Origin of the sequence: Acinetobacter cumulans, from assembly GCF_003024525.3 — a bacterium.
In the GTDB taxonomy this organism is placed as follows: Bacteria; Pseudomonadota; Gammaproteobacteria; order Pseudomonadales; family Moraxellaceae; genus Acinetobacter; species Acinetobacter cumulans.
The window spans coordinates 3269909-3290926 of the sequence record NZ_CP035934.2; the positions used below are offsets into that span (position 1 = coordinate 3269909).

The window sequence follows — 21018 nt, forward strand, 5'->3', positions numbered from 1 at the left end:
CTGAGTCAGAATTAAAGCTAAAAGCAGAATTTCGCTGTTATCGCCTAGCCTTTAGATTGAACCTCAGCAATTAGCTGATCCACCACGGCAGGATCTGCCAGCGTCGAAGTATCGCCTAAGCTATCTAATTCATTGGCTGCAATTTTTCTAAGGATACGGCGCATAATTTTTCCCGAACGGGTTTTAGGCAAAGCTGGTGCCCAATATAAAGCATCAGGTGTCGCGACAGGGCCCAATATTTTACGCACCCAAGCCACCAATTCTTTACGTAGCTGCTCTGACTCAGTCGCATCTGCCTGTAAGGTCACAAAGGCACAAATCCCCTGTCCTTTAATGTCATGAGGCATGCCCACTACAGCTGATTCCGCAACCAATTCATGTGCTACCAAAGCACTTTCTATTTCTGCTGTACCCAATCGATGCCCTGAGACATTGAGTACATCATCCACCCGCCCTGTAATCCAGTAATATCCATCTTCATCTCGGCGTGCACCATCGCCCGTAAAATAGGTGCCCGGATAGGTCGAGAAATAAGCCTCAATAAAGCGTGCAGGATCACCCCAAATGGTGCGCATTTGCCCTGGCCATGAATCCTTAATCACTAAATTGCCTTCAACTGCACCTTCTAGCTCTTTGCCTTCCGCATCCACAATGGCAGGTTGTACACCAAAGAATGGCCGTGTTGCTGAGCCGGGTTTCAAGTCGGTTGCACCCGGCAAAGGTGTAATCATGAAACCACCTGTTTCGGTTTGCCACCATGTGTCCACAATTGGACATCGGCTTTCACCCACTACTGTGTAGTACCAATTCCAAGCTTCAGGGTTAATTGGCTCCCCTACTGAACCCAGTAAACGTAAGCTACTGCGGTCACTTTCGCGTACAAAAGCATCGCCTTCACGCATCATGGCACGAATGGCCGTAGGCGCTGTATATAAAATCGTGACATTGTGCTTATCAATTAAATGCCCTGTACGCGCCCATGTTGGGTACTGAGGTACACCCTCAAACATGACTGTGGTTGTACCATTCGATAATGGACCATACAACACATAGGAATGCCCTGTGATCCAGCCCACATCAGCCGTACACCAAAATACATCGTCTTGTTTAAGGTCAAAGACTTCACGGAAAGTGGTGTTTACATAAGTTAAATAGCCACCTGTGGTATGCAACACCCCTTTGGGTTTTCCTGTAGAGCCCGAGGTATATAAAATAAAGAGCGGATCTTCTGCATTCATTGGCTCTGGTGGGCAAATGTCATTCACCGACATAATTTCCATGTGATACCACAAATCACGCTCAGGCTTCATGTCAATCGGATTACCTGTACGGTGCACCACCATTACGTGTTCAACCGAGGACGTCCCATCAATGCGCAAAGCCTCATCCACATTTTCTTTTAAAGGAATGGGTTTCCCGCCACGCATACCACAGTCAGCAGTAATGACCATTTTGGCTTGACTGTCTTCAATACGGCTGGCCAACGAATCAGGAGAAAAGCCACCAAATACCACACAGTGCACTGCACCGATACGAGTACATGCTAGCATCGCAATGGCTGCTTCTGGCACCATTGGCATATATAACACCACGCGATCGCCTTTACCCACACCATGTTTTTTTAGCACATTGGCAAAACGGCAAGTTTCATCATGTAATTCTTCAAAAGAAATAATTTTATGCCGTGAAGGATGATCACCTTCCCAAATAATTGCAGGCTTATGCGGATGCTCTTTTAAATGCCGATCCAAGCAATTGGCACTAACATTTAATTGACCATCGGCAAACCATTCGATTTTAAAATCATCTTGCGCAAAGCTGGTATTTTTTACTTGGCTAAAGGGTTTTATCCAGTCTAAACGCTGCGCTTGTTCTGCCCAAAAAACCTCAGGTTGTTCAATAGATTGTTGATAGCGCTTAAAGTACTCAGCCTCGGTGACACGAGCGGTTTTTTTAAAACTTTCAGGTACAGGATATCTTTCTTTCATATTTTACTTCCTTGCTCTTATGCATCTCATCACGAGATGTGCTGCCATTTTTTTGCTGTTATTCATGGTTCTTTATGCAGTATTGCGCTTATTTTTTGTACTGATCAATCATGCTTTGGTCGCAGCCTGATACTTTCATTTAAACCATAAGCAGGCTGCTAAATTCAACAATTTTTGATCTGATTTTCATATCTCAGCAGTCAAATTACTTTTATAATACGGCTGAAATTGCATGTTTTTTTTAGTGAATGAGTTCGTATCTTCACAGTATATTCATGTCTTAATTCTGAATTTCATTTATATTGCTAACGACTGGCACAGCCCATGAATCCACAAGAATCTTCACCATTTTTCTCACGTAATCCTCCGCCTACACCAGACAATCCACTGTCATTTAATGGTCGCTTTGGACGTCTGAGTTTTATTGGTTGGTATACCTTCTTTCATATTGTGATGTTCTTCGTTGGTTTTGGCCTCACCTTATTTACTGGTGTGATTAACCTGACCAGCTTGAATGTAGACAGCCAACTGCTTCAAACATTCGCCAGTGCCACAGGGCTGAGTTATACCCTGCTACTGTTGGTCTACCTGTATTTTAGTATGGTGCTGATTAGTCGCCGCTTACATGATCTAAATAAATCAGGTTGGTGGATGCTCTTGTTCTTTATACCTGTGCTAAATGTTCTTTTTATTCTTTATCTTTTATTTGCTGCAGGTAATACCCACCCGAACCAATATGGCTGGCCGCGTCCAAGTGCAGTCTGGGAAAAAATTCTGGCATGGCTGATGATTATTTTGACGGTGCTAAGTATCTTGGCAACGGGCAGTCTGGTGTCATTTATGATGGGCTCTGGTCAAATTGAAACACCACAAGAAGTGATTCAAAAAGGCACTGCATATTTTTAAGTCAACTACAAACCTTGAGCAAAACAACACAGAATACCTTGCATTTTTCAGTTAAGTTCTTGCTCAATTTAAGGCAAAATACAGAAAACTTTTATCAATCGGAATATTCGTGGCCGAACAAACAAATGGCTTGGGTAATGTTGCTCAAGACACAACACAGCTTCTACAAGAAGCAACAGAAAAGACGGCGCAAACCGTGTTGCAACACACTGCAAAATACAATGATGCCTATAGCACCATCGATAAGTTTGTCGATGGTTTCTGGGAACGTGTCCCATATATTTGTATTGCATTGTTTGTATTTACAATCTTTTATTTACTCTCAAAACTGTTCAAGTTATTTGTCCGTAAAGCCCTCTCTGAACGTTCTTATACAAAACAAAACTTAGTTTTGGTACTGAACCGTGTAGGCACTTCGGCCATTATCTTTATTGGCTTTTTAATTGCCATGGTCATTGCCATTCCAGGCTTTACACCAGGTCAGCTGATGAGTGCTCTGGGTATTGGTTCTGTAGCCATCGGTTTTGCATTCAAAGATATTTTCCAAAACTTACTGTCTGGTATTTTAATTTTACTGGGCGAACCGTTCAAAATTGGCGATGACATTATTGTGTCTGGCATGGAAGGGACGGTTGAAGATATTCAAATTCGTGCAACCTTCCTACGCTCACCAGATGGTCGTCGTATTGTGATTCCAAACGCGACGGTATATACCAGTGCAGTAACCGTTAACACAGCTTATCAACGTCGTCGTTGTGAGTTTGTGGTGGGCATTGGCTATGAAGACGATATTCAAAAAGCCAAAAAAGTCATTTTAGGTATTCTAGACAAAAACACCGCAATTTTAAGCCAACCTGGTTTTGCGGTGAATGTAAATGCATTGGCTGACTTTTCGGTGAATTTGAATGTGCGTTGGTGGGTAGATACAACTGAAACCACAACGGCTGCATCTGTCAGCGAAGTTCAAGAACAAGTGATTGAAGCCTTCACACAACACGGCATTTCAATTCCTTACCCTGTACAGGAAGTGAAAGTTTTCCGTGGCGAATCTGAAGCGGTATCAGAGACTAAATAAACGCCCGAACACATAGGGAATAACCGTTTCTGTACGAATAATACGGTTGCCTAAGCTCACTGCTTGGCAACCGTTTTTTATGAGCAAATCAACCTCATAAGGGATAAATCCACCCTCTGGCCCAATAATAACTGTACAAGGATGATCAATCGCCACAGGCATCGCTTCTGTGACATAAGGATGAGCAACAAATGCAGGCCGATCTGCTGTAATCAGCGTAGGAAGTACATCTTCCACAAAAGGCTTAAAGCGCTTGTGCAGCTCAATTTGCGGGGCAATCGTATCGCCAGCTTGCTCCAAGCCTAAATCAACATAATGACTTAACTGCTGTAAAAATGGCGTTTGCCAATAGCTTTTATCTACACGGTAACTGTGTAGCAAAATAATTTTTTCTACCCCCAGCGTAACACTGTCCATAATTAAGCGACGCAGTACTTTAGGCCGTGGCAATGCCACAATCAAAGTCACGGGCAATTTGGCAGGTACAGCTTCTTCGTGTAAGGCTTTAAGCTGAATCTGCTGTTCAGACACATTCACTATTTGGGTTAAATAGCGTTTACCTTCACGAACCCCTACTTTTAAGGTATCGCCCACCTGCACATCTACATGCGTGCGTAAGTGTTCTAACTGACGTTTGGCAGTAATACTCCAAATTTCAGATGCGGTTTGACGTGGATCGAGAAGGACGAGATTCATATAAGCCTAAGATAAAAAAGCATGTTCAAGACAAAAAAAGGCAATGCAAATATTTGCCATCGAGGACGGCGACATGGATGTCGCCGGTATGCCGAGATACAGGATGTATCTTCGGCATACACAGGATTTTTGCTACTTTTAATCCTTAAAAGTAGAACACGCCTACGAATCGCATGTTCCAATATCACCATCAAATCTGGTAGTGATTCTGCTACAGATACTTAAAGATACTGATCAATCACCGCAATATGCTTTGCTAAAGACCCTGTATTCTTCTGCATAATCCGCTGTGCTGCTGTATTTAAAGCCTGCGCCTGTTGTTCATTTTCAAGCAGTTCAATTAACTGTTGAATAGCTTGATCAGCATCCTGCGCAACCAATACAGCATTCACCACAACAAACTCATCTACAATGGTTTGAAAATTAAAATAGTTTTTACCTAAAACCGTCGGCACCTTCAGCGCAATCGGCTCTAAAATATTATGCCCACCCCCAGGTTCATTCAGCGATCCACCCACAAAGCAGGCTTGACTTAAAGCCAACCATTGCCAAAGCTCGCCCATACTATCGGCCAAATACACTTGCGTGTCAGACAGAATAGCCTGCCCTAGACTTCGGCGCTGCGTGCGCAATTCTAAAGTCTGTGCGACTGCAAAAACCTCATCAAAGCGTTCGGGATGACGTGGCACCACAATACAAAGCAGTTCGGGATGACGCTGCAAATACGGTTTTAATGCGGTTAAAAGGGTCTGTTCCTCAGGCGCATGTGTGCTAGCAATGGTCACAATTTTTCGGCCCACCAAAGACCAATCGGCTTTTAACTGTGTTGCCTGCTCAACAGCATGCTGTGGTGCATGAATATCAAATTTAATGCTTCCTACCACCTGACTGCATTCAGCTTTCGCACCCAAGGCTATAAAGCGTTCTAGCGCCGCCTGATCCTGCGCTAACAACTGATCCAGTCCCTGTAGCATAGGACGAGTTAAACTCGGTACTTTAGCGTAGCCCTTCGCCGACTTTTCGGATAAACGTGCATTAATCAATAAACATGGCACTTGTAGCTGTTTGGCTTGGTCGATCAAATTCGGCCACAGCTCAGTTTCAACTAAAGCCAACAGTTTAGGCTGATATTTTTCAATAAAATGTTTAACCAAATACTTTTGGTCGGCAGGTAAATAAACCGCTTGAAATAGCGCTTCGTATGGCGCTTTTAAAAATAAAGATTTGGCACGGGCCTGCCCTGTTTTTGTCGTATTGGTGACTAAAACAGGATGTCCTTGTTTAAGATAATGTTCTATTAAAGGTTGTGCAGCGTTGGTTTCACCTACCGACACCACATGAAACCAAATCGCATGCAGATTTTTGACTGGCTGAAATGGGCCAAAACGCTCAAGGCATTCTTGCTGATACTGCGCATCATTGTCGGCACGCTTTTTAATACGTGAACGATACAAAGGCTTAATGATGGAAAGCGCTGCGTTATACCAAAAAGGAGTAGCCAAATAGAATGCTCTGATGCGGATAGTCACGCAGAATATAACAGAGCCGCATCAACTTGTTAATCGATGCGACTCAAATCTATTTGATTCGATAACAGCTCACGGATTTAGTTGTGTGCCTGACCTGCACCAAATTTATCCTGCAAACTTGGATAATCAATATAGCCTTCTGCTGTTTGCGAACCAATCATATTGTCAAAAACCAGTTCATTTAAAGGTGCATTTTGAACTAAACGTTCAAACAAATCAGGATTGGCAATATAGGCTTTACCAAAAGACACCGCATCTGCTTTCGATTTTTCAAGTAAATCAATCGCATCATCACGACTTAATTTCATATTCGCAATGTATGGCACACCGCCTGAACGCTGTTTTAAATATTCACTTATACTGTCATTTGCCAAATATTCACGAGTAAAGAAAAACGCGATCTTGCGCTGACCTAACTGTTCCAATGCATAACCAAAGGTTTCACGTGGATCATCATCACCCATATCATGCTCGTCACCACGTGGTGCCAAATGCACACCTACACGGCCTGAACCCCAAACTTCAATCAGTACATCAACAATCTCTAGCAACAAACGTGCACGGTTTTCGACAGGACCACCATATTCATCAGTACGAAGATTGGTTTTTGTTTGCAAGAACTGATCAATTAAATAACCGTTAGCACCATGTAGTTCTACACCGTCAAAACCCGCCTCTTTTGCACGTATGGCCGCTTGTTTAAACTGTTCAACAATCGCTTGAATTTCGGCAATTTCTAAGGCACGTGGTAATACATATTCACGTTTTGGACGCAGTAGACTGACATGACCTGCTTGCTGTACAGCACTTGGCGCTACAGGCGTTTCGCCATTGAGTAAGTCAGGATGCGATACACGCCCCACATGCCAAAGCTGGGCCACGATTAAGCCACCTTGGTCATGCACGGCCTGAGTCACTTTCTTCCAGCCTTGTACTTGTGCATCATTAAATAGCCCTGGGGTATTTAAATAACCATTGGCTTCTTCTGAAATTACTGTCGCTTCGGAAATAATTAAACCCGCACTTGCACGTTGCGCATAGTACTGCGCCATCATATCGGTTGGCACACGGTCAGCCGTTGCACGACTTCGGGTCAAAGGCGCCATCACCACACGGTTTTTAAGATATAAATCGCCAAGAATTAAAGGAGTGTTAAATTCAGCCATTGTCGCCTCTTCACCCACGGATATTGAAATCGTTTTTTTGAGATCAAAGTGAGTTTTGTAAGTAATCAATATATTGCTGAATAAGAGCTTCATTGCGTGAAAAATACGACCATTGCCCGTATTTTTCTGCTTTGATTAAACCAGCCTGTTGCAGTACCGACAAATGATTAGACATAGTCGACTGCGAAACATTACCGAGTTTTTCAATATTGCCTGCACACACCCCACGGTTAAAACCGCCACATTGTTCTTCAGACAAAAACTGCTCTGGAGATTTTAACCATTCCAGAATCTGCCTTCGGGTTGGGTTTGCCAGCGCTTTAAAAATTAAATCGATATCCATGATTCAGACCGGTTGAATGAATTCATAATAAAAGCAGCGCAAAGCGTTATTCAGCTTCTACAACCAATATATCGTATTTTTTCGATTTTAATATCGATTTTTTTAAATATATTGTAAACAAACTGAAAACGCTTTGTTTTTAAATAAGATTTAAATTAAAGCCCTTGCTTCAAGCTAGCTTCAATAAACTTATCTAAATCGCCATCCAATACCGCACCTGTATTTGAGCTTTCTACACTGGTACGCAAATCTTTAATACGCGAGTCATCTAAAACGTAAGAACGGATTTGACTGCCCCAGCCAATATCAGACTTGGTGTCTTCTAAAGCTTGTGCTGCATCGTTACGTTTTTTCATCTCTAATTCATAGAGTTTTGCACGTAATTGTTTCCAAGCATGGTCACGGTTGGCGTGCTGTGAACGCTGGTTCTGACATGCCACCACAATACCTGTTGGCGCATGCGTCAAACGTACCGCAGAGTCAGTTTTGTTAATGTGCTGACCGCCCGCGCCTGATGCACGGTAAGTATCTGTACGAACATCCGCAGGGTTAATATCAATTTCGATATTGTCATCCACTTCAGGCGAAACGAAAACTGCAGAGAATGAAGTATGACGACGGTTACCTGAGTCAAATGGTGACTTACGAACGAGACGGTGTACACCAGATTCAGTACGTAACCAACCGTATGCATACTCACCTTCTACACGGATCGTTGCAGATTTAATCCCTGCCACATCACCATCAGACTCTTCCATCACTTCTGCTTTAAAGCCATGACGTTCGATCCAACGTAAGTACATACGTAGTAGCATAGACGCCCAGTCTTGTGCCTCCGTACCACCAGAACCTGCTTGAATTTCGACATAACAAGGGTTCGGGTCCATTGGATTACTGAACATACGACGGAATTCTAATTTTGCAAGCTCTTCTTCAGCAGTGGTTAATTCTGCTTGTACATCCACCAATAAGCTTTCATCTTCAGCTTCAACAGCCAAATCCAGCATGGCTTGTGCGTCATCTAATTGCTCAGACAAACCTTCAAGCACATTAATGACATTTTCAAGCTCGCCTTTTTCTTTGGCCATTGCTTGTGCGCGACTTTGGTCATTCCAAATCGCTGGGTCTTCTAATTCACGGAGAACTTCTTCTAAACGCTCTTTCTTTAGATCGTAGTCAAAGATACCCCCGTAGCGTTTGACCACGTTCGTTCAAGTCTTTTAGCTGGAGTAGATAAGGATTAATTTCCACGTGAATTCTCTCAAATCAAAATTTTGGCTTAAATAGCCCGCAATTATAGCACAGACCGTTTATGCAATTTCAGCCCCAACATGCGAATCATCGATTGACTTTGGTGCTTACTTTATAAACAATACGCACGCTTTTGAAGCATTTGCTGCACTTTTTTTACATACAAAACTAGGATAATAAATAATGAATAAATTATTCATCGCATTGGGTTTAATGGGTTTAGCAAGTACAAGCTTTGCTTATAATGGCCAAGTTGAAGGGGGCTATACATTCCGTGATTATGATAGCAATGCTGTAGATACTTCTGGCTTATTTGAACTAAAAGGCACTTTCTACTTCGACAATGTCAACGCGAAAGGCCCTTTAAATGAAGCAGCGTTCTTAGGCCATAACAGCAATGTTTATTTAGGCTATGCTTACGACTTCACCAAACTCAATACAATATTAGGCCAAACACCTAAAGATGAAACCAACCTTTTCACAGCTGGTATTGAGTACTTTGTCGATCAATTTTATGTCAATGCTGAACTCGGTTATGGTCAAGAATCAGTTAAGCCACCGAAAAAAGACTATGATATTTTCACTTACCGCGCGCTTGCTGGTTATATGCCAATTTCAAACTTGCTTTTGGCTGCAGGGATTGATGGCTACAATACCGACCTTCCAAATTCTGATGACACTCGTTTTGCCATCCAAGCAAAATATGTAGCACCAGTAAGCAATGGCCAATCGATTAATCTAGAAGCTGGCGCTGAGTTTGGGGATATTGACGAAGTTCGTTTAGGTGCTGATTACTACATTAACCCTGCTCTAAGCCTAGGTGTGGGTTATGAATCTATCGACTACGGCAACAATACTGCTGATGAAGATACCTTCCTGATTCGTAGCAAATACTTCATCAATCCAAACTTTGCTGTGGGCGGCGCAGTTGGTTTTGGTGATGATCTAAACACCTACAACATCAATGCAACTTTACGCTTCTAATCTTCTAAATTTGCAATAAGATTGTATAAAAAAGACGCGTTTTTAGACGCGTCTTTTTTCTTAAACACATCTAATACCCCCAACAATAAAGATTAAAAAACAAACAAAAACAATGAAATTCACAAAAAATCCTTAATTTTAATAAAACTAAACATTATATTTTTTACATTAATATTCAAAAAGATAGTGAACATATTTTACATAAAATTACCGTGGAAACATTTCTGTAACTTTCTAAAATTTGACGGGGCTGAAAATTTCTCTAGACTGAAACTTGTAACAAAAAATGTATTTATTAAGGCAAATTTCAGAGGGGTATGATCCATGAAAAAATTAGCACTTGCTTCAGCACTACTTTCAGTTGTTGCAATTACAGGTACTGCTCATGCATACCAAGCAGAAGTTGGCGCGTCAGCAGCCTATATTGATCCAGACAATGGTAGTTCAGGTAGCGAATTCGGTGTAAATGGTAAATATTACTTTAAGCCTGTTCAAACACGTAACGCACCACTTGCAGAAGCTGCGTTCCTTGACCGCGCAAGCAATGTTAATGCACATGCAACATTTGCAGATCGTGGTGATGTAGACGACAACACTTACGGCGCTGGCATTGAATACTTCGTGCCAAACTCTGACTTTTACTTAAGCGGTGACATCAGCCGTAATAATTTAGAAGTTAAAACACCACTTGGCAAACGTGACTTTGACACCACTTATTATGCAGCTGAAGTGGGTTACCTTCCAGCACCTGGTTTCTTAGTTGCTGCGGGTGTGAAAGGTTATGATAACGACAATGACAGCGGTGCAGATCCAACAATTCGTGCCAAATACGTAACAACACTAAGCAATGGTAAAGACATCAACTTAGAAGCTGGCGCGTCATTTGGTGACCTAGATGAATTTAATGTGAAAGCAGATTACTTCATCGACAAAACATTCAGTGTAGGTGCTGATTACTACAACAATGATCTTACTGATCAAAGCGAAGTAGGCATTAATGCACGTAAATTCATCAATCAACAAGTCAGCCTAGAAGGCCGTGTTGGATTTGGTGAAGCTGGTAAAAATGATTACAACTCATTTGGCGTAGCAGCAAAATACCGCTTCTAATTCAAATTAGATTCTCCACAAAAAAAACCGCTCTTAAGAGCGGTTTTTTTGTACTTAATTAAATGTACAGTGATTTAGCCCTACCCCATTACTGCTCCAAATGCAGAACTCTGAGCTGTAAATTAGTCACGCCATTAAAAGTGTTTTTATCCAGCTCATACACTATACGAAGCTCGGATTGCATAGGATCAAACTGATATTTATCCGCAGCATTAAAAGCAATCGCATCAACCACTTGCCCTGAAGCCAGCGCCAAACGTAGTTTTAAATGGGTGTCTTTCAGCCAGCGATAGTCAACCACCTTAAACATCCCATCAAAAATGGGTGCAGGAAATTTTTGCCCCCAAGGGCTTAAGTTTTGTAAAAGATCGACCGTTTCAAGATGAAAAGCATAATCAGGAAGCTCACCATCAGTCCACAAAACTGCTTGAAATAGCTGTTCATCTTGTGTGGCCATCAAGGCCTCAAAAAATTGCTTAAATTCTTCAAAATGCTCTTTTAAAATACTTAAGCCTGCAGCAGCAGCATGTCCACCAAAATGACTGATCAAATGCGGATATTGCTCGGCAATTTGCTCTATACAATCTCGGATATGAATGCCCTCAATTGAACGCGCTGAGCCCTTAATATGCAAGCCATCTTCATCCGAAGCAAAGACAATACTCGGTCGATGGAACTGCTCTTTTAAACGTCCTGCGACAATCCCAATCACACCTTGGTGCCAATGGGGTTCATACATAATAAGCGCTGAAGGCAAGTCTTGTATATCGAGTTGAATCGTCTCTAGCTCAGCCAGAGCTTCTTGCTTAATTTTACCTTCAACTTGACGGCGCTCAACATTCAATTGATTCAGTTGCTGCGCCAAAGCATAGGCCTGATTCAAATCTTGCGCCAATAGACATTCAATGCCGATGTCCATCGTTTCCATACGGCCAGCCGCATTAATCCGTGGCCCAAGCACAAAACCTAGATCCTGCGCTTTAAGGCTTGCTGGATCACGCCCAGCAATATCTAATAACGCAGTAATACCTGGGCGACACTGCCCTTGCTGGATGCGCTTTAAGCCCGCATCAATTAAAATTCGATTATTATAATCGAGGCTTGCGACATCGGCATAAGTGCCTAAAGCGACCAAATCCAAATACTGCACCACAGCTGCAGTGGATTTTCCGAGCTTTTTACGGTGGGTCGCCAAATTGGCCAATACATAAAAAGCCACCCCAACACCTGCTAAGGCTTTACTTAGAAATGGGCAACCTAGCTGATTCGGATTGACTACTGCTTCTGCATGAGGCGTTGGCTTAGTGGTTAAATGGTGATCTGTGATAATCACCTGCATGCCATGCGCCTGTGCTTGCGCTACACCAGTATGACTGGAAATACCATTGTCGACCGTAATGAGTAAATCTGGGGTATAAGTACAAAATGCCAAATCAGCAATCGCAGGCGTTAGGCCATAACCATATTTAAAACGGTCTGGGACTAAATACTCAACCTGTGCACCCATTTGACGAAGTACTAAGACCATCAGTGCCGTACTTGTCGCACCATCCGCATCATAATCCCCAACAATCACAATCTTCTGCTGCTGGTCTATGGCCTGATCAATGCGCTGAATAGCTTGCTCGAGCCCTTTCATTTCAGGGGCGAGTAAAAATTTAAGCTTTAAATCTAATTCTTGTTCCGACCTAACACCACGACGTGCCAAAATTTCGGCAATAAAGGGCGCAACGCCCTGAAAAGATTCAGGGCGTGACAATAAGGGTCTATGTTTAATTAACATCTTAGGCATTAAGGCATCAGTCTTTGCAGTGTCCAAACACCATCTACTTTTTCATAGCTCAAGCGATCATGCAAACGGTTTGGTCGCCCTTGCCAAAACTCATAATGGTCTGGCTGTAAACGGTAGCCTCCCCAAAATTCTGGCTTATTGAGTACCGTTTGACTTTCAACCTGATCATGTAAGCGCTGAAAGCGATCTTGCAGTTCTTCACGACTTTCAATCACACCACTTTGTGGTGTACTAATATGCGCAGCAATTTGACTGTCACGTGGACGCTTATGGTAATAGTCTATGGACTCAGCTTCATCAATTTTAATCACGCGTCCGCTCACACGAATTTGACGCTCTTGCTCTTGCCAATAAAACAGCAATTCCGCATACGGGTTCTCAGCAAGATCATTGCCTTTTTGGCTGTCATAGTTGGTATAAAAATCATAACCCAACAAGGTTGCGCCACGTAGCAAGACCGTACGTACATGTGGACGACCTTGCGCATTAGAGGTTGCCAAAGACATTGCATAAGGCTCAGGTAATTGAGCCTCTAATGCGTGATTAAACCAAGCCAAAAACTGCTCATGTGGATCTGCATTTACCTGATCCTCATGCAACTCTGCCTTTTGATAACTCAGACGAAGCTCACTTAAGTCTTTAATCACATCACTCACAGTACAACTCCCAATTAGACAGCATTGGCACGAACAGCATCCGCCAAATGATTGGCCAAAGCTGTAACTTCTGCCAAGTCATCTCCTTCAACCATCACACGGATCACAGGTTCTGTACCTGATTTACGAATTAATAAACGACCACGGCCTTTCAATTGCGCTTCTGCTTTTTCAAATTCAGTGACTAAAGCAGGGACTGAGTATGGATCAAACATAGCCTCTAAACGCACATTGACCAACACATTCGGCAGGAGTTTAAAATCTGCAACCAATTCATCTAAAGCTTTTTGTTGCTCAACCATGACTGTTAAAACTTGCAGTGAAGCAATAATGGCATCGCCTGTGGTGCTCTTGTCTAAGGTTAAAATATGGCCCGATGGCTCGCCACCAATCGCCCAACCTTTTTCTTCTAAACCTTGTAATACATAGCGATCGCCTACTTTAGCACGTAGTAGTTCTACACCCGCTTTTTCAAGTGCCAGTTCAAGCGCCATATTGGACATTAAAGTACCGACTATACCTGCCGGTTTATGCTTCGCTTTGGTCGCAAGAATATACAGAATATGATCGCCTGTAATTTGCTGACCATGTTGATCTACCATAATTACACGGTCTGCATCGCCATCAAAAGCGATACCTACATCAGCTTTATACTGAACCACTGCTTGTTGTAAGCTTTCAGGATGCGTAGAGCCACAGCCTTCATTAATATTTAAACCATTCGGCTCATTATGTATAGCAATGACTTTGGCACCCAATTCACGATACACCGCAGGACCAACGTTATAAGCCGCACCATTGGCACAGTCCACAACGATTGTAAGATCATTCAAATCATAATGGTAAGGAAAGGAAGACTTACAAAATTCAATATAGCGACCCTGAGCATCGTCTACACGAACACTCTTACCTAAGTTTGCAATATCATCAATAATCAATTCTTTTTCTAATTCTTGATTAATTTCTTCCTGTAATGCATCTGGTAATTTTTTACCTTCGCTAGAAAAAAATTTAATTCCATTATCAAAGTACGGGTTATGTGAAGCTGAAATCACAATACCTAAGTTTGCATGCAATGCACGAGTCAAATGTGCAATTGCAGGTGTAGGCAATGGACCCAGTAAATGGACATATACACCTGCTGCATTTAAACCTGACTGTAAAGCAGACTCTAGAATATAGCCTGAAAGTCGCGGGTCTTTACCCATTACAACAACTGGTTTGGCTTTTTTACTATGGCGTTTGATGACTTTACCAGTGGCAAAACCTAATTTTAATGCAAATTCAGGGGTAATTGGCATCACACCAAATTTACCACGAATACCATCGGTACCAAAATAGCTCATGTATGTCTCACTTCTTAATGGGTGATTTGCATCATCCTTTTCATTACGAAATACTTTACACCAAAACAAAAAAAACCGTCAGTTGAATGACGGCTTTTTTACGCTACTGCTCAGACTAAAATATTAGCCTACACGGTAGTTCGGCGCTTCTTTCGTAATCGTTACATCATGCACATGAGATTCAGACATGCCTGCTGAAGTAATTTTTACAAACTTCGCATTTTGACGAAGATCTTCAATCACCGCAGAGCCTGTATAACCCATAGATGAACGTAAACCACCCATCATTTGATGCACAATATTACCCATAGGGCCTTTGTATGGTACGCGACCTTCAATACCTTCTGGTACTAACTTCTCTGCGCCTGCTTTAGCGTCTTGGAAGTAACGGTCAGCAGAACCTGTAGAGCCTGCCATTGCGCCCAATGAACCCATGCCACGGTAAGCTTTGTAGTAACGACCTTGGAAGAATTCAACTTCACCTGGTGCTTCTTCAGTACCTGCAAGTAAAGAACCCACCATAATCGTGCTTGCGCCCGCGCCAATCGCTTTCGCCATGTCGCCAGAGAAGCGAATACCGCCATCCGCGATCAATGGAATTTGATCTTTTAGTGCATTTGCAACAGAGTCGATTGCCGAAATTTGTGGCATACCAATACCAGCCACAATACGTGTTGTACAAATTGAACCAGGGCCAATACCAACTTTAACCGCATCTGCACCAGCATCAAGTAAAGCCAATGCAGCATCGCCAGTTGCAATGTTACCGCCAATGACTTGTACTTGTGGGTAGTTTGTTTTCACCCAACGTACGCGTTCGATTACACCTGCAGAATGACCATGCGCTGTATCAACAACAATGGCATCAACACCTGCTTCTACCAATGCTTCAACACGGCTTGGTGTTTCAGCGCCAGTACCAACTGCAGCGCCGACACGCAGACGACCGAGGTCATCTTTACAGCTATTTGGATAGCTTTCAGCTTTACGGAAGTCAGTTACCGTAATTAGGCCTTTAAGCTCATTGTATTCGCCAACAACCAATACTTTTTCAATACGGTGTTTTTGAAGCAATGCTTGAATATTTTCTTTAGATTCGCCTTCACGCACAGTCACTAAACGGTCTTGACCGGTCATGATGTTGCTTACAGGCTGTTCTAAGTTCGTCACAAAACGTGTATCACGACCAGTCACAATACCTACAACTTTGCCATCTTTTACAACAGGTACACCGCTGATGTTGTTGGCTTGTGTAATTGAGATAAGGTCACGAACAGATGTTTCTGGCGTTACAGTGATAGGATCCTTCACCATACCCGCTTCGAATTTTTTCACACGGCGTACTTCTGCAGCTTGGGCAGCAATATCCATGTTTTTGTGCAAAATACCAATACCACCGTTTTGCGCCATTGCAATTGCCATACGTGACTCAGTCACAGTATCCATAGCTGCTGAAACAAGAGGAATGTTTAAATTAATGCCGCGAGTGAATCGTGTCTTTAATGAGACATCTTTTGGGAGGACAGTCGAGTAGGCAGGGAGTAATAAGACATCATCAAAAGTCAAAGCGTCTTGAACGATGGTCAACATAACAGTCTCACTGGTAATTTCCGTGCGCTATTATAAACAAAAATTTGCTTTTTATTCATGCCTATTTCAAGCAATGCAGATTTTTTTTGTCAAAAGTGACCATTAATTTTTTTATTATTCTCTCAAGCATTGATTTTATCTTGCTTTATTTCAAGGCACTTGCTTTTTAAACACTCAATTTTTTATGTTACAAAAGTGAAGCCCTTGCTTCACTCTTGTAGTCACTAATTTAACTCACTTGATCAAAATGCTCAGTAAGTGCTGGTTCCAGGGCAACCAAAGGAATTAAATTGTAAGCCCGACGTGCTTTATTACATTGCGCATCTGCAACCTGTACATCCTTACAAGATTCACTACGCTGGTTATACACCCCACAACTGACCTGCCGACCAATTTCACCTTCTAGGGCAATACAACGCGGTGAACTTTGATTGGTTCCGACCATACATGAATATACGGCCGTCACTGGCTCTGTATAGTGCTCAGGTAAGTTCAAACCCTCTGCCCAATAAAACGATACCCTAAAAAAGGCGCAACAAGCGCCACAGCTTAAACACGCATCCTGTGTTGGAACTTGAGACAACATTTTTTACTATTCTCGTCATCTAAAACATTCATTTTTGGACGAAAAATTTTAAAAAATGCTGATTTTCAACTCAATATTTTTCTTTGAATACCGCGTTCATTATTCTGGGCAAGTAAAGACGGTTTCATCCATTAAATCGATACCGCATTCCAGCGTTTCAATCCAATCCAAGAATTGATTGATTTGTGTTTTGCCTACAAATGGAGTGCCATGCTGTGGCACGATCATTTCTACGTCCATAGTACGCACCATTTGCACCCACAAACGAATCACTTTGTTTGAACACATATAGCGTTGATGGAAGCCTTTCATTTTTGGAATATGCGCAGCAAAGTTTTCTAATGGTTTTGATGCATCATCCACCATCGATGCACCCATATCGCCAGAAAATAGAATTTTGGCAATTGGATCGTAAAACTGGAAATTACCCACCGAATGTAGGAAATGTGCAGGCACCGCAATAATCTTACTTTCGCCCAAGCTAATCACCTGACCATGGTCTGGTAATTCAATTAGACGATCTAACCAGTTGCCCTTCATACGATCGCTCATAAAAGAAGAGTTTAAGTGTGGTAAGAAACGTGCCCATAGCTTTGATGCCACAATTTTGGCATCGGTATACACCAACCAACGTGGCATTGAGGTAATAATGTCTGGATCTTGATGCGATGCCATCACCAAATCCAAATTGGTCAAGCGTGTGTACTTATTTAATTCCATAGTCAGGGGGACATAGGTCAAGTCACCCCCTGGATCAAGTACTGCAGCACGGCCATTATCAATGATCAGGAATTGGTTGGCCTGTACACCTTCACCTTTAACCAAACTGGTAAAGCTGATGCATTTATGAATGCCATTATCAAATAAGACCTGCGATGTAGTACGTTCAAAAGCCATACCAATTCCCCAAAATTTTCTTTTAAAAATTGAATTTATATATGTGTCTACGATATAGAGATTTAGTTAAAGTTACAACAAGCAAAATAGACTATATTGTCTGAAATATCAGTGAATTGGTTCACATTTATAAGCAAAAAATCCTGAGCTTTTAACTCAGGATTTAATTGAATATTATTTTTATATATTATGTTTAAAATAAATAATGTTGTGCCAAAGCAGCCACACCAATCACCAAGAACACCAACGCACCAATTTTATGAATTAAAGAGATTGGGAGTTTTTCTGCCAGTTTATTCCCTATAAATACGGCAGGTGCATTCACCAACATAATGCCCAGAGTCGTACCCAAAGTCACCCAACCAATACTGTCAAAACGTGCAGCTAAAGCTACAGTGGCAATTTGGGTTTTGTCGCCAATTTCTGCCAAGAAGAACAAGACAAAGGTCGCACCAAAGACTCCATATTTTTGCCATTTGTTAATGCTTTCAGACTCATCATCCAACTCATCTGGAATCAACATCCAAGCAGCCATGGCAATAAAGCCTAAAGATACAATCCAAAGTAGGACTGTAGGGCTCAATACGGTGGTAATCCATTGACCTAAAATGGCAGACACACCATGGTTGACCACAGTCGCTAAAAAAATGGCAGCCAGAATAGGAATAGGTTTTCGGAATTTTGCAGCCAGCAATAAGGCAAGAAGCTGTGTTTTGTCGCCCATCTCAGACAGAGCAACGACAGCGAGGGAAATAAAGAAAGCTGATAACATGATGCATTTCTCTGGCTAGCAATAACATATACCAATGACCTATCCCTCCTGCTAGCCAAATGTGCAGAGTGATAAATCAAAGGTCTTGCCAACAAAAGAAAAGCCACAAGGAGCTCATTTGGTTCTTTGCTATGATGACCATGCCCGTTTTAGAGCAAATATGTTGACCATCACCTGTTCAAGCTGAACAGCGGCTACTCCCCAATGAAGTGTGTCCATTTTAAGCTGTAGAAAGAAAATTTTCAATCTTCTGCCGATTAAATTTACCTATGTAAAAACACCCTGCCGTAGCAAGGTGTGTTCATCTTTTTCAATCCCTCGCAGTCCCTACTTCCAACGAAGAAGTGCGATGTAGAAGGACTTAATTCATGCTTTAAATTAACAAGGTGCGAATGTCTTTAAGCAACTTGGTGAGTTTATTGGTAAAGCGTGCCGCATCTGCACCATTAATCACACGGTGGTCGTATGACAATGAAAGCGGGAGCATTAACTTCGGATCAAAACCTTGACCATTCCAAACTGGCTGCATCGTTGCAGGTGAAATACCCAAGATTGCCACTTGAGGCCAGTTCACCAGTGGTGTAAACGCAGTACCACCAATTGCGCCTAGGCTCGAAATTGTGAAGTTTGCACCTTGAAGGTCTTTCGGAGAAAGTTTCTTATCACGCGCTTTTTGACCCAACTCACCCAATTCAACCGCAATTTGCTTAATCGATTTTTGATCAGGGTTACGCAGTACTGGCACAGTTAAACCATCCGGTGTTGCAACTGCAATACCCATGTGAATTTCATTACGCAACAATACTGATTTACCGTCATCCGCCAAGTGGCCTGCAAACTCACGCTCTTCTTTGAGCAGGTGTGCAACCGCTTTAATAATGAATGCCATAATGGTCAGGCTGATGCCGTCTTTCTTAAAGTTGCCTTTAAGATCATTACGCCAAGCTTCTAGCTCTGTAATATCCGCCAAGTCGAACTGCGTCACTTGTGGAATGTAGTTGTTTAACGACAACTGTGGAATCGACACTTGTTGTAACCGTGTCAATACTTTCTCTTCCACCCCACCAAAGGCATCAAAACTTGGCAGTTTTGGCAAGCCCGATACCTGAGCGACTGCTGCCACTGGTGCAGCTTGTGGCGCAGTTAAACGTGTTTTCACATAAGCAAACAAGTCTTCTTTCATTAAACGTTCATGTGGACCCGATGCTTTGACTTCTGCAAGTACCACACCCAATTCACGCGCAAGTTTACGAACAGCTGGGCCTGCATATACTTTGGCATTGGCAGCATTTTGCTCTTTGGTCAGCTTGTCTGATCCTTGAGCGACAGGTGCTTGAGCCACAGGTGCAACCGCTTTAGGTGCTTCCGTTTTAGCAGGCGCTGGTGGAGCAGCAGATACTTTGACTACAGGTGCAGGCGCCGCCTGACCTTCAGCCTCAATTGTCACTAAAGCAACACCTTCAGAAACGTTTTGGCCCAGCGCGACATGAATTGCTTTAATCACACCTGCAGTCGTGCTTGGCACTTCTACAGTCGCTTTATCCGATTCAACCACAATAATGCTTTGGTCTTTTTCAACTTTGTCACCAACAGCAACCAAGATTTCAGCAACTGCCGCTTTATCTACACCCAAGTCAGGCACTGCAACGTCTACGTCACCTGCTGGAGCTGATACAGTTTGAGACACAACTTCTGAAACCTCTGCAACAGGTGCAGGAGTAGCAGCAGGTTGCGGTGCAGCTTGAGCCGCTGGCGCTACAGATGAAGCAGACTTCACTTGCAGAATCACCACGCCTTCTTTCACGCTGTCGCCCACTTGAATGCTGATTGACTCAACCACGCCTGCAGCTGTGCTTGGCACTTCTACCGTCGCCTTGTCTGATTCAACCACCACAATGCTTTGATCAACTTCAATCGTGTCGCCTACAGCAACCAATATTTCACCCACAATGGCTTTTTCAACGCCAATGTCTGGCACCTGTACATCAACAGTTTGTGATGCAGCAGCAGGCGCTGCAACTGGAGCTACAGACTCAGCTTTTACTTCAGCAGCGGGTGCAGCTGCAGCCTGAGGCGCTTCTACAGCTGGCGCTGCAGTTTGACCTTCAGCTTCTAATTCAATCAGCACAGCACCTTCAGCAACTTGGTCGCCTTGATTCACTAAAATGCTTTTTACAACACCCGCTGAAGTGCTAGGCACTTCAACTGATGCTTTATCAGATTCCAAAAGCACAATGCTTTCGTCAACACTGATGGTATCGCCAACTTTTACCAAGATTTCAGCAACTGTCGCTTTATCTACACCAATATCAGGAGTGGTAATTTTCATAC

The 21018-nt window shown here is 42.7% G+C and carries 18 protein-coding genes and 1 riboswitch; of the genes, 4 read left to right on the plus strand and 14 right to left on the minus strand.

Translation table 11 applies throughout. From position 1 onward, the window contains the following. Positions 1–44 precede the first annotated feature (44 nt). Positions 45–1988, minus strand: coding sequence for an acetate--CoA ligase (gene acs, locus C9E88_RS15375; RefSeq protein ID WP_106984217.1), 1944 nt, complete (start codon positions 1986–1988; stop codon positions 45–47). Positions 1989–2312: 324 nt separating this feature from the next. Between acs and C9E88_RS15380 the strand changes: the two genes are divergently transcribed. Then, positions 2313–2894 carry a DUF805 domain-containing protein gene (locus C9E88_RS15380; protein ID WP_106984216.1) on the plus strand — a complete coding sequence of 194 codons (582 nt, stop codon included), beginning with the start codon at positions 2313–2315 and terminating at the stop codon, positions 2892–2894. Positions 2895–3003: 109 nt separating this feature from the next. After that, complete coding sequence (locus C9E88_RS15385) at positions 3004–3969, plus strand: mechanosensitive ion channel family protein (protein WP_106984215.1); 966 nt, start codon at positions 3004–3006, stop codon at positions 3967–3969. Here C9E88_RS15385 and C9E88_RS15390 read toward each other — a convergent pair. From C9E88_RS15390 to prfB, 5 genes are all read right to left on the minus strand, one after another. Continuing rightward, positions 3955–4665, minus strand: a complete 711-nt coding sequence (locus C9E88_RS15390; RefSeq protein WP_106984214.1) for a 16S rRNA (uracil(1498)-N(3))-methyltransferase — start codon at positions 4663–4665, stop codon at positions 3955–3957. The two genes, C9E88_RS15385 and C9E88_RS15390, sit on opposite strands and share 15 nt — an antisense overlap. A gap of 221 nt (positions 4666–4886) precedes the next feature. Continuing rightward, a complete protein-coding gene (locus C9E88_RS15395) occupies positions 4887–6167 on the minus strand; it encodes a 3-deoxy-D-manno-octulosonic acid transferase (protein WP_106984213.1) in 1281 nt (426 codons plus the stop codon). Between the two features lie 104 nt (positions 6168–6271). Then, a complete protein-coding gene (locus C9E88_RS15400; protein ID WP_106984212.1) occupies positions 6272–7360 on the minus strand; it encodes an alkene reductase in 1089 nt (362 codons plus the stop codon). 43 nt (positions 7361–7403) lie between these two features. After that, positions 7404–7703: an ArsR/SmtB family transcription factor gene (locus C9E88_RS15405; protein WP_106984211.1), complete on the minus strand. Its 300-nt coding sequence runs from the start codon at positions 7701–7703 to the stop codon at positions 7404–7406. A gap of 155 nt (positions 7704–7858) precedes the next feature. Then, positions 7859–8954 (minus strand): peptide chain release factor 2 gene (gene prfB / locus C9E88_RS15410; RefSeq protein WP_106984210.1). Its coding sequence is split into 2 segments (ribosomal slippage): positions 7859–8881 and positions 8883–8954, totalling 1095 coding nucleotides; the frame shifts between segments, so codons are not numbered across the junction. Positions 8955–9137: 183 nt separating this feature from the next. On the opposite strand from prfB, the gene C9E88_RS15415 reads away from it, so the two are divergent. Both C9E88_RS15415 and C9E88_RS15420 read left to right on the plus strand, forming a co-directional pair. Then, positions 9138–9938, plus strand: coding sequence for a putative porin (locus C9E88_RS15415; RefSeq protein WP_106984209.1), 801 nt, complete (start codon positions 9138–9140; stop codon positions 9936–9938). 324 nt (positions 9939–10262) lie between these two features. Further along, positions 10263–11048, plus strand: coding sequence for a putative porin (locus C9E88_RS15420; RefSeq protein WP_106984208.1), 786 nt, complete (start codon positions 10263–10265; stop codon positions 11046–11048). Between the two features lie 88 nt (positions 11049–11136). Here C9E88_RS15420 and recJ read toward each other — a convergent pair whose 3' ends face one another. The 8 genes from recJ to C9E88_RS15460 all read right to left on the minus strand — a co-directional run bounded on the left by recJ (position 11137) and on the right by C9E88_RS15460 (position 21016). Next, positions 11137–12840, minus strand: a complete 1704-nt coding sequence (gene recJ / locus C9E88_RS15425) for a single-stranded-DNA-specific exonuclease RecJ (protein WP_106984207.1) — start codon at positions 12838–12840, stop codon at positions 11137–11139. After that, positions 12840–13496 carry a pyridoxamine 5'-phosphate oxidase gene (gene pdxH, locus C9E88_RS15430; RefSeq protein ID WP_106984206.1) on the minus strand — a complete coding sequence of 219 codons (657 nt, stop codon included), beginning with the start codon at positions 13494–13496 and terminating at the stop codon, positions 12840–12842. The genes recJ and pdxH overlap by 1 nt, the downstream gene beginning before the upstream one ends. A gap of 14 nt (positions 13497–13510) precedes the next feature. Then, positions 13511–14842, minus strand: coding sequence for a phosphoglucosamine mutase (gene glmM / locus C9E88_RS15435; protein WP_106984205.1), 1332 nt, complete (start codon positions 14840–14842; stop codon positions 13511–13513). 123 nt (positions 14843–14965) lie between these two features. Continuing rightward, positions 14966–16432 carry an IMP dehydrogenase gene (guaB, locus tag C9E88_RS15440; protein ID WP_106984204.1) on the minus strand — a complete coding sequence of 489 codons (1467 nt, stop codon included), beginning with the start codon at positions 16430–16432 and terminating at the stop codon, positions 14966–14968. A gap of 229 nt (positions 16433–16661) precedes the next feature. Next, positions 16662–17018 carry a YkgJ family cysteine cluster protein gene (locus C9E88_RS15445; protein ID WP_106984203.1) on the minus strand — a complete coding sequence of 119 codons (357 nt, stop codon included), beginning with the start codon at positions 17016–17018 and terminating at the stop codon, positions 16662–16664. 99 nt (positions 17019–17117) lie between these two features. Next, complete coding sequence (locus C9E88_RS15450; RefSeq protein WP_106984202.1) at positions 17118–17915, minus strand: oxygen-binding di-iron domain-containing protein; 798 nt, start codon at positions 17913–17915, stop codon at positions 17118–17120. A gap of 193 nt (positions 17916–18108) precedes the next feature. Next, complete coding sequence (locus C9E88_RS15455) at positions 18109–18687, minus strand: TMEM165/GDT1 family protein (RefSeq protein WP_106984201.1); 579 nt, start codon at positions 18685–18687, stop codon at positions 18109–18111. A 74-nt stretch (positions 18688–18761) separates the two neighbouring features. After that, positions 18762–18902, minus strand: a riboswitch (yybP-ykoY riboswitch). A gap of 158 nt (positions 18903–19060) precedes the next feature. Then, positions 19061–21016 carry a 2-oxo acid dehydrogenase subunit E2 gene (locus C9E88_RS15460; protein ID WP_106984200.1) on the minus strand — a complete coding sequence of 652 codons (1956 nt, stop codon included), beginning with the start codon at positions 21014–21016 and terminating at the stop codon, positions 19061–19063. Positions 21017–21018 lie beyond the last annotated feature (2 nt).

Bases quoted from the DNA above. Each gene is read 5' to 3' on its own strand.
- acs (WP_106984217.1), bottom strand. From the start codon at position 1,988: ATGAAAGAAAGATATCCTGTACCTGAAAGTTTTAAAAAAACCGCTCGT.
- C9E88_RS15380 (WP_106984216.1), top strand. From the start codon at position 2,313: ATGAATCCACAAGAATCTTCACCATTTTTCTCACGTAATCCTCCGCCT.
- C9E88_RS15390 (WP_106984214.1), bottom strand. From the start codon at position 4,665: ATGAATCTCGTCCTTCTCGATCCACGTCAAACCGCATCTGAAATTTGG.
- C9E88_RS15400 (WP_106984212.1), bottom strand. From the start codon at position 7,360: ATGGCTGAATTTAACACTCCTTTAATTCTTGGCGATTTATATCTTAAA.
- C9E88_RS15405 (WP_106984211.1), bottom strand. From the start codon at position 7,703: ATGGATATCGATTTAATTTTTAAAGCGCTGGCAAACCCAACCCGAAGG.
- C9E88_RS15415 (WP_106984209.1), top strand. From the start codon at position 9,138: ATGAATAAATTATTCATCGCATTGGGTTTAATGGGTTTAGCAAGTACA.
- C9E88_RS15420 (WP_106984208.1), top strand. From the start codon at position 10,263: ATGAAAAAATTAGCACTTGCTTCAGCACTACTTTCAGTTGTTGCAATT.
- recJ (WP_106984207.1), bottom strand. From the start codon at position 12,840: ATGCCTAAGATGTTAATTAAACATAGACCCTTATTGTCACGCCCTGAA.
- glmM (WP_106984205.1), bottom strand. From the start codon at position 14,842: ATGAGCTATTTTGGTACCGATGGTATTCGTGGTAAATTTGGTGTGATG.
- guaB (WP_106984204.1), bottom strand. From the start codon at position 16,432: ATGTTGACCATCGTTCAAGACGCTTTGACTTTTGATGATGTCTTATTA.
- C9E88_RS15445 (WP_106984203.1), bottom strand. From the start codon at position 17,018: ATGTTGTCTCAAGTTCCAACACAGGATGCGTGTTTAAGCTGTGGCGCT.
- C9E88_RS15450 (WP_106984202.1), bottom strand. From the start codon at position 17,915: ATGGCTTTTGAACGTACTACATCGCAGGTCTTATTTGATAATGGCATT.
- C9E88_RS15455 (WP_106984201.1), bottom strand. From the start codon at position 18,687: ATGTTATCAGCTTTCTTTATTTCCCTCGCTGTCGTTGCTCTGTCTGAG.
- C9E88_RS15460 (WP_106984200.1), bottom strand. From the start codon at position 21,016: ATGAAAATTACCACTCCTGATATTGGTGTAGATAAAGCGACAGTTGCT.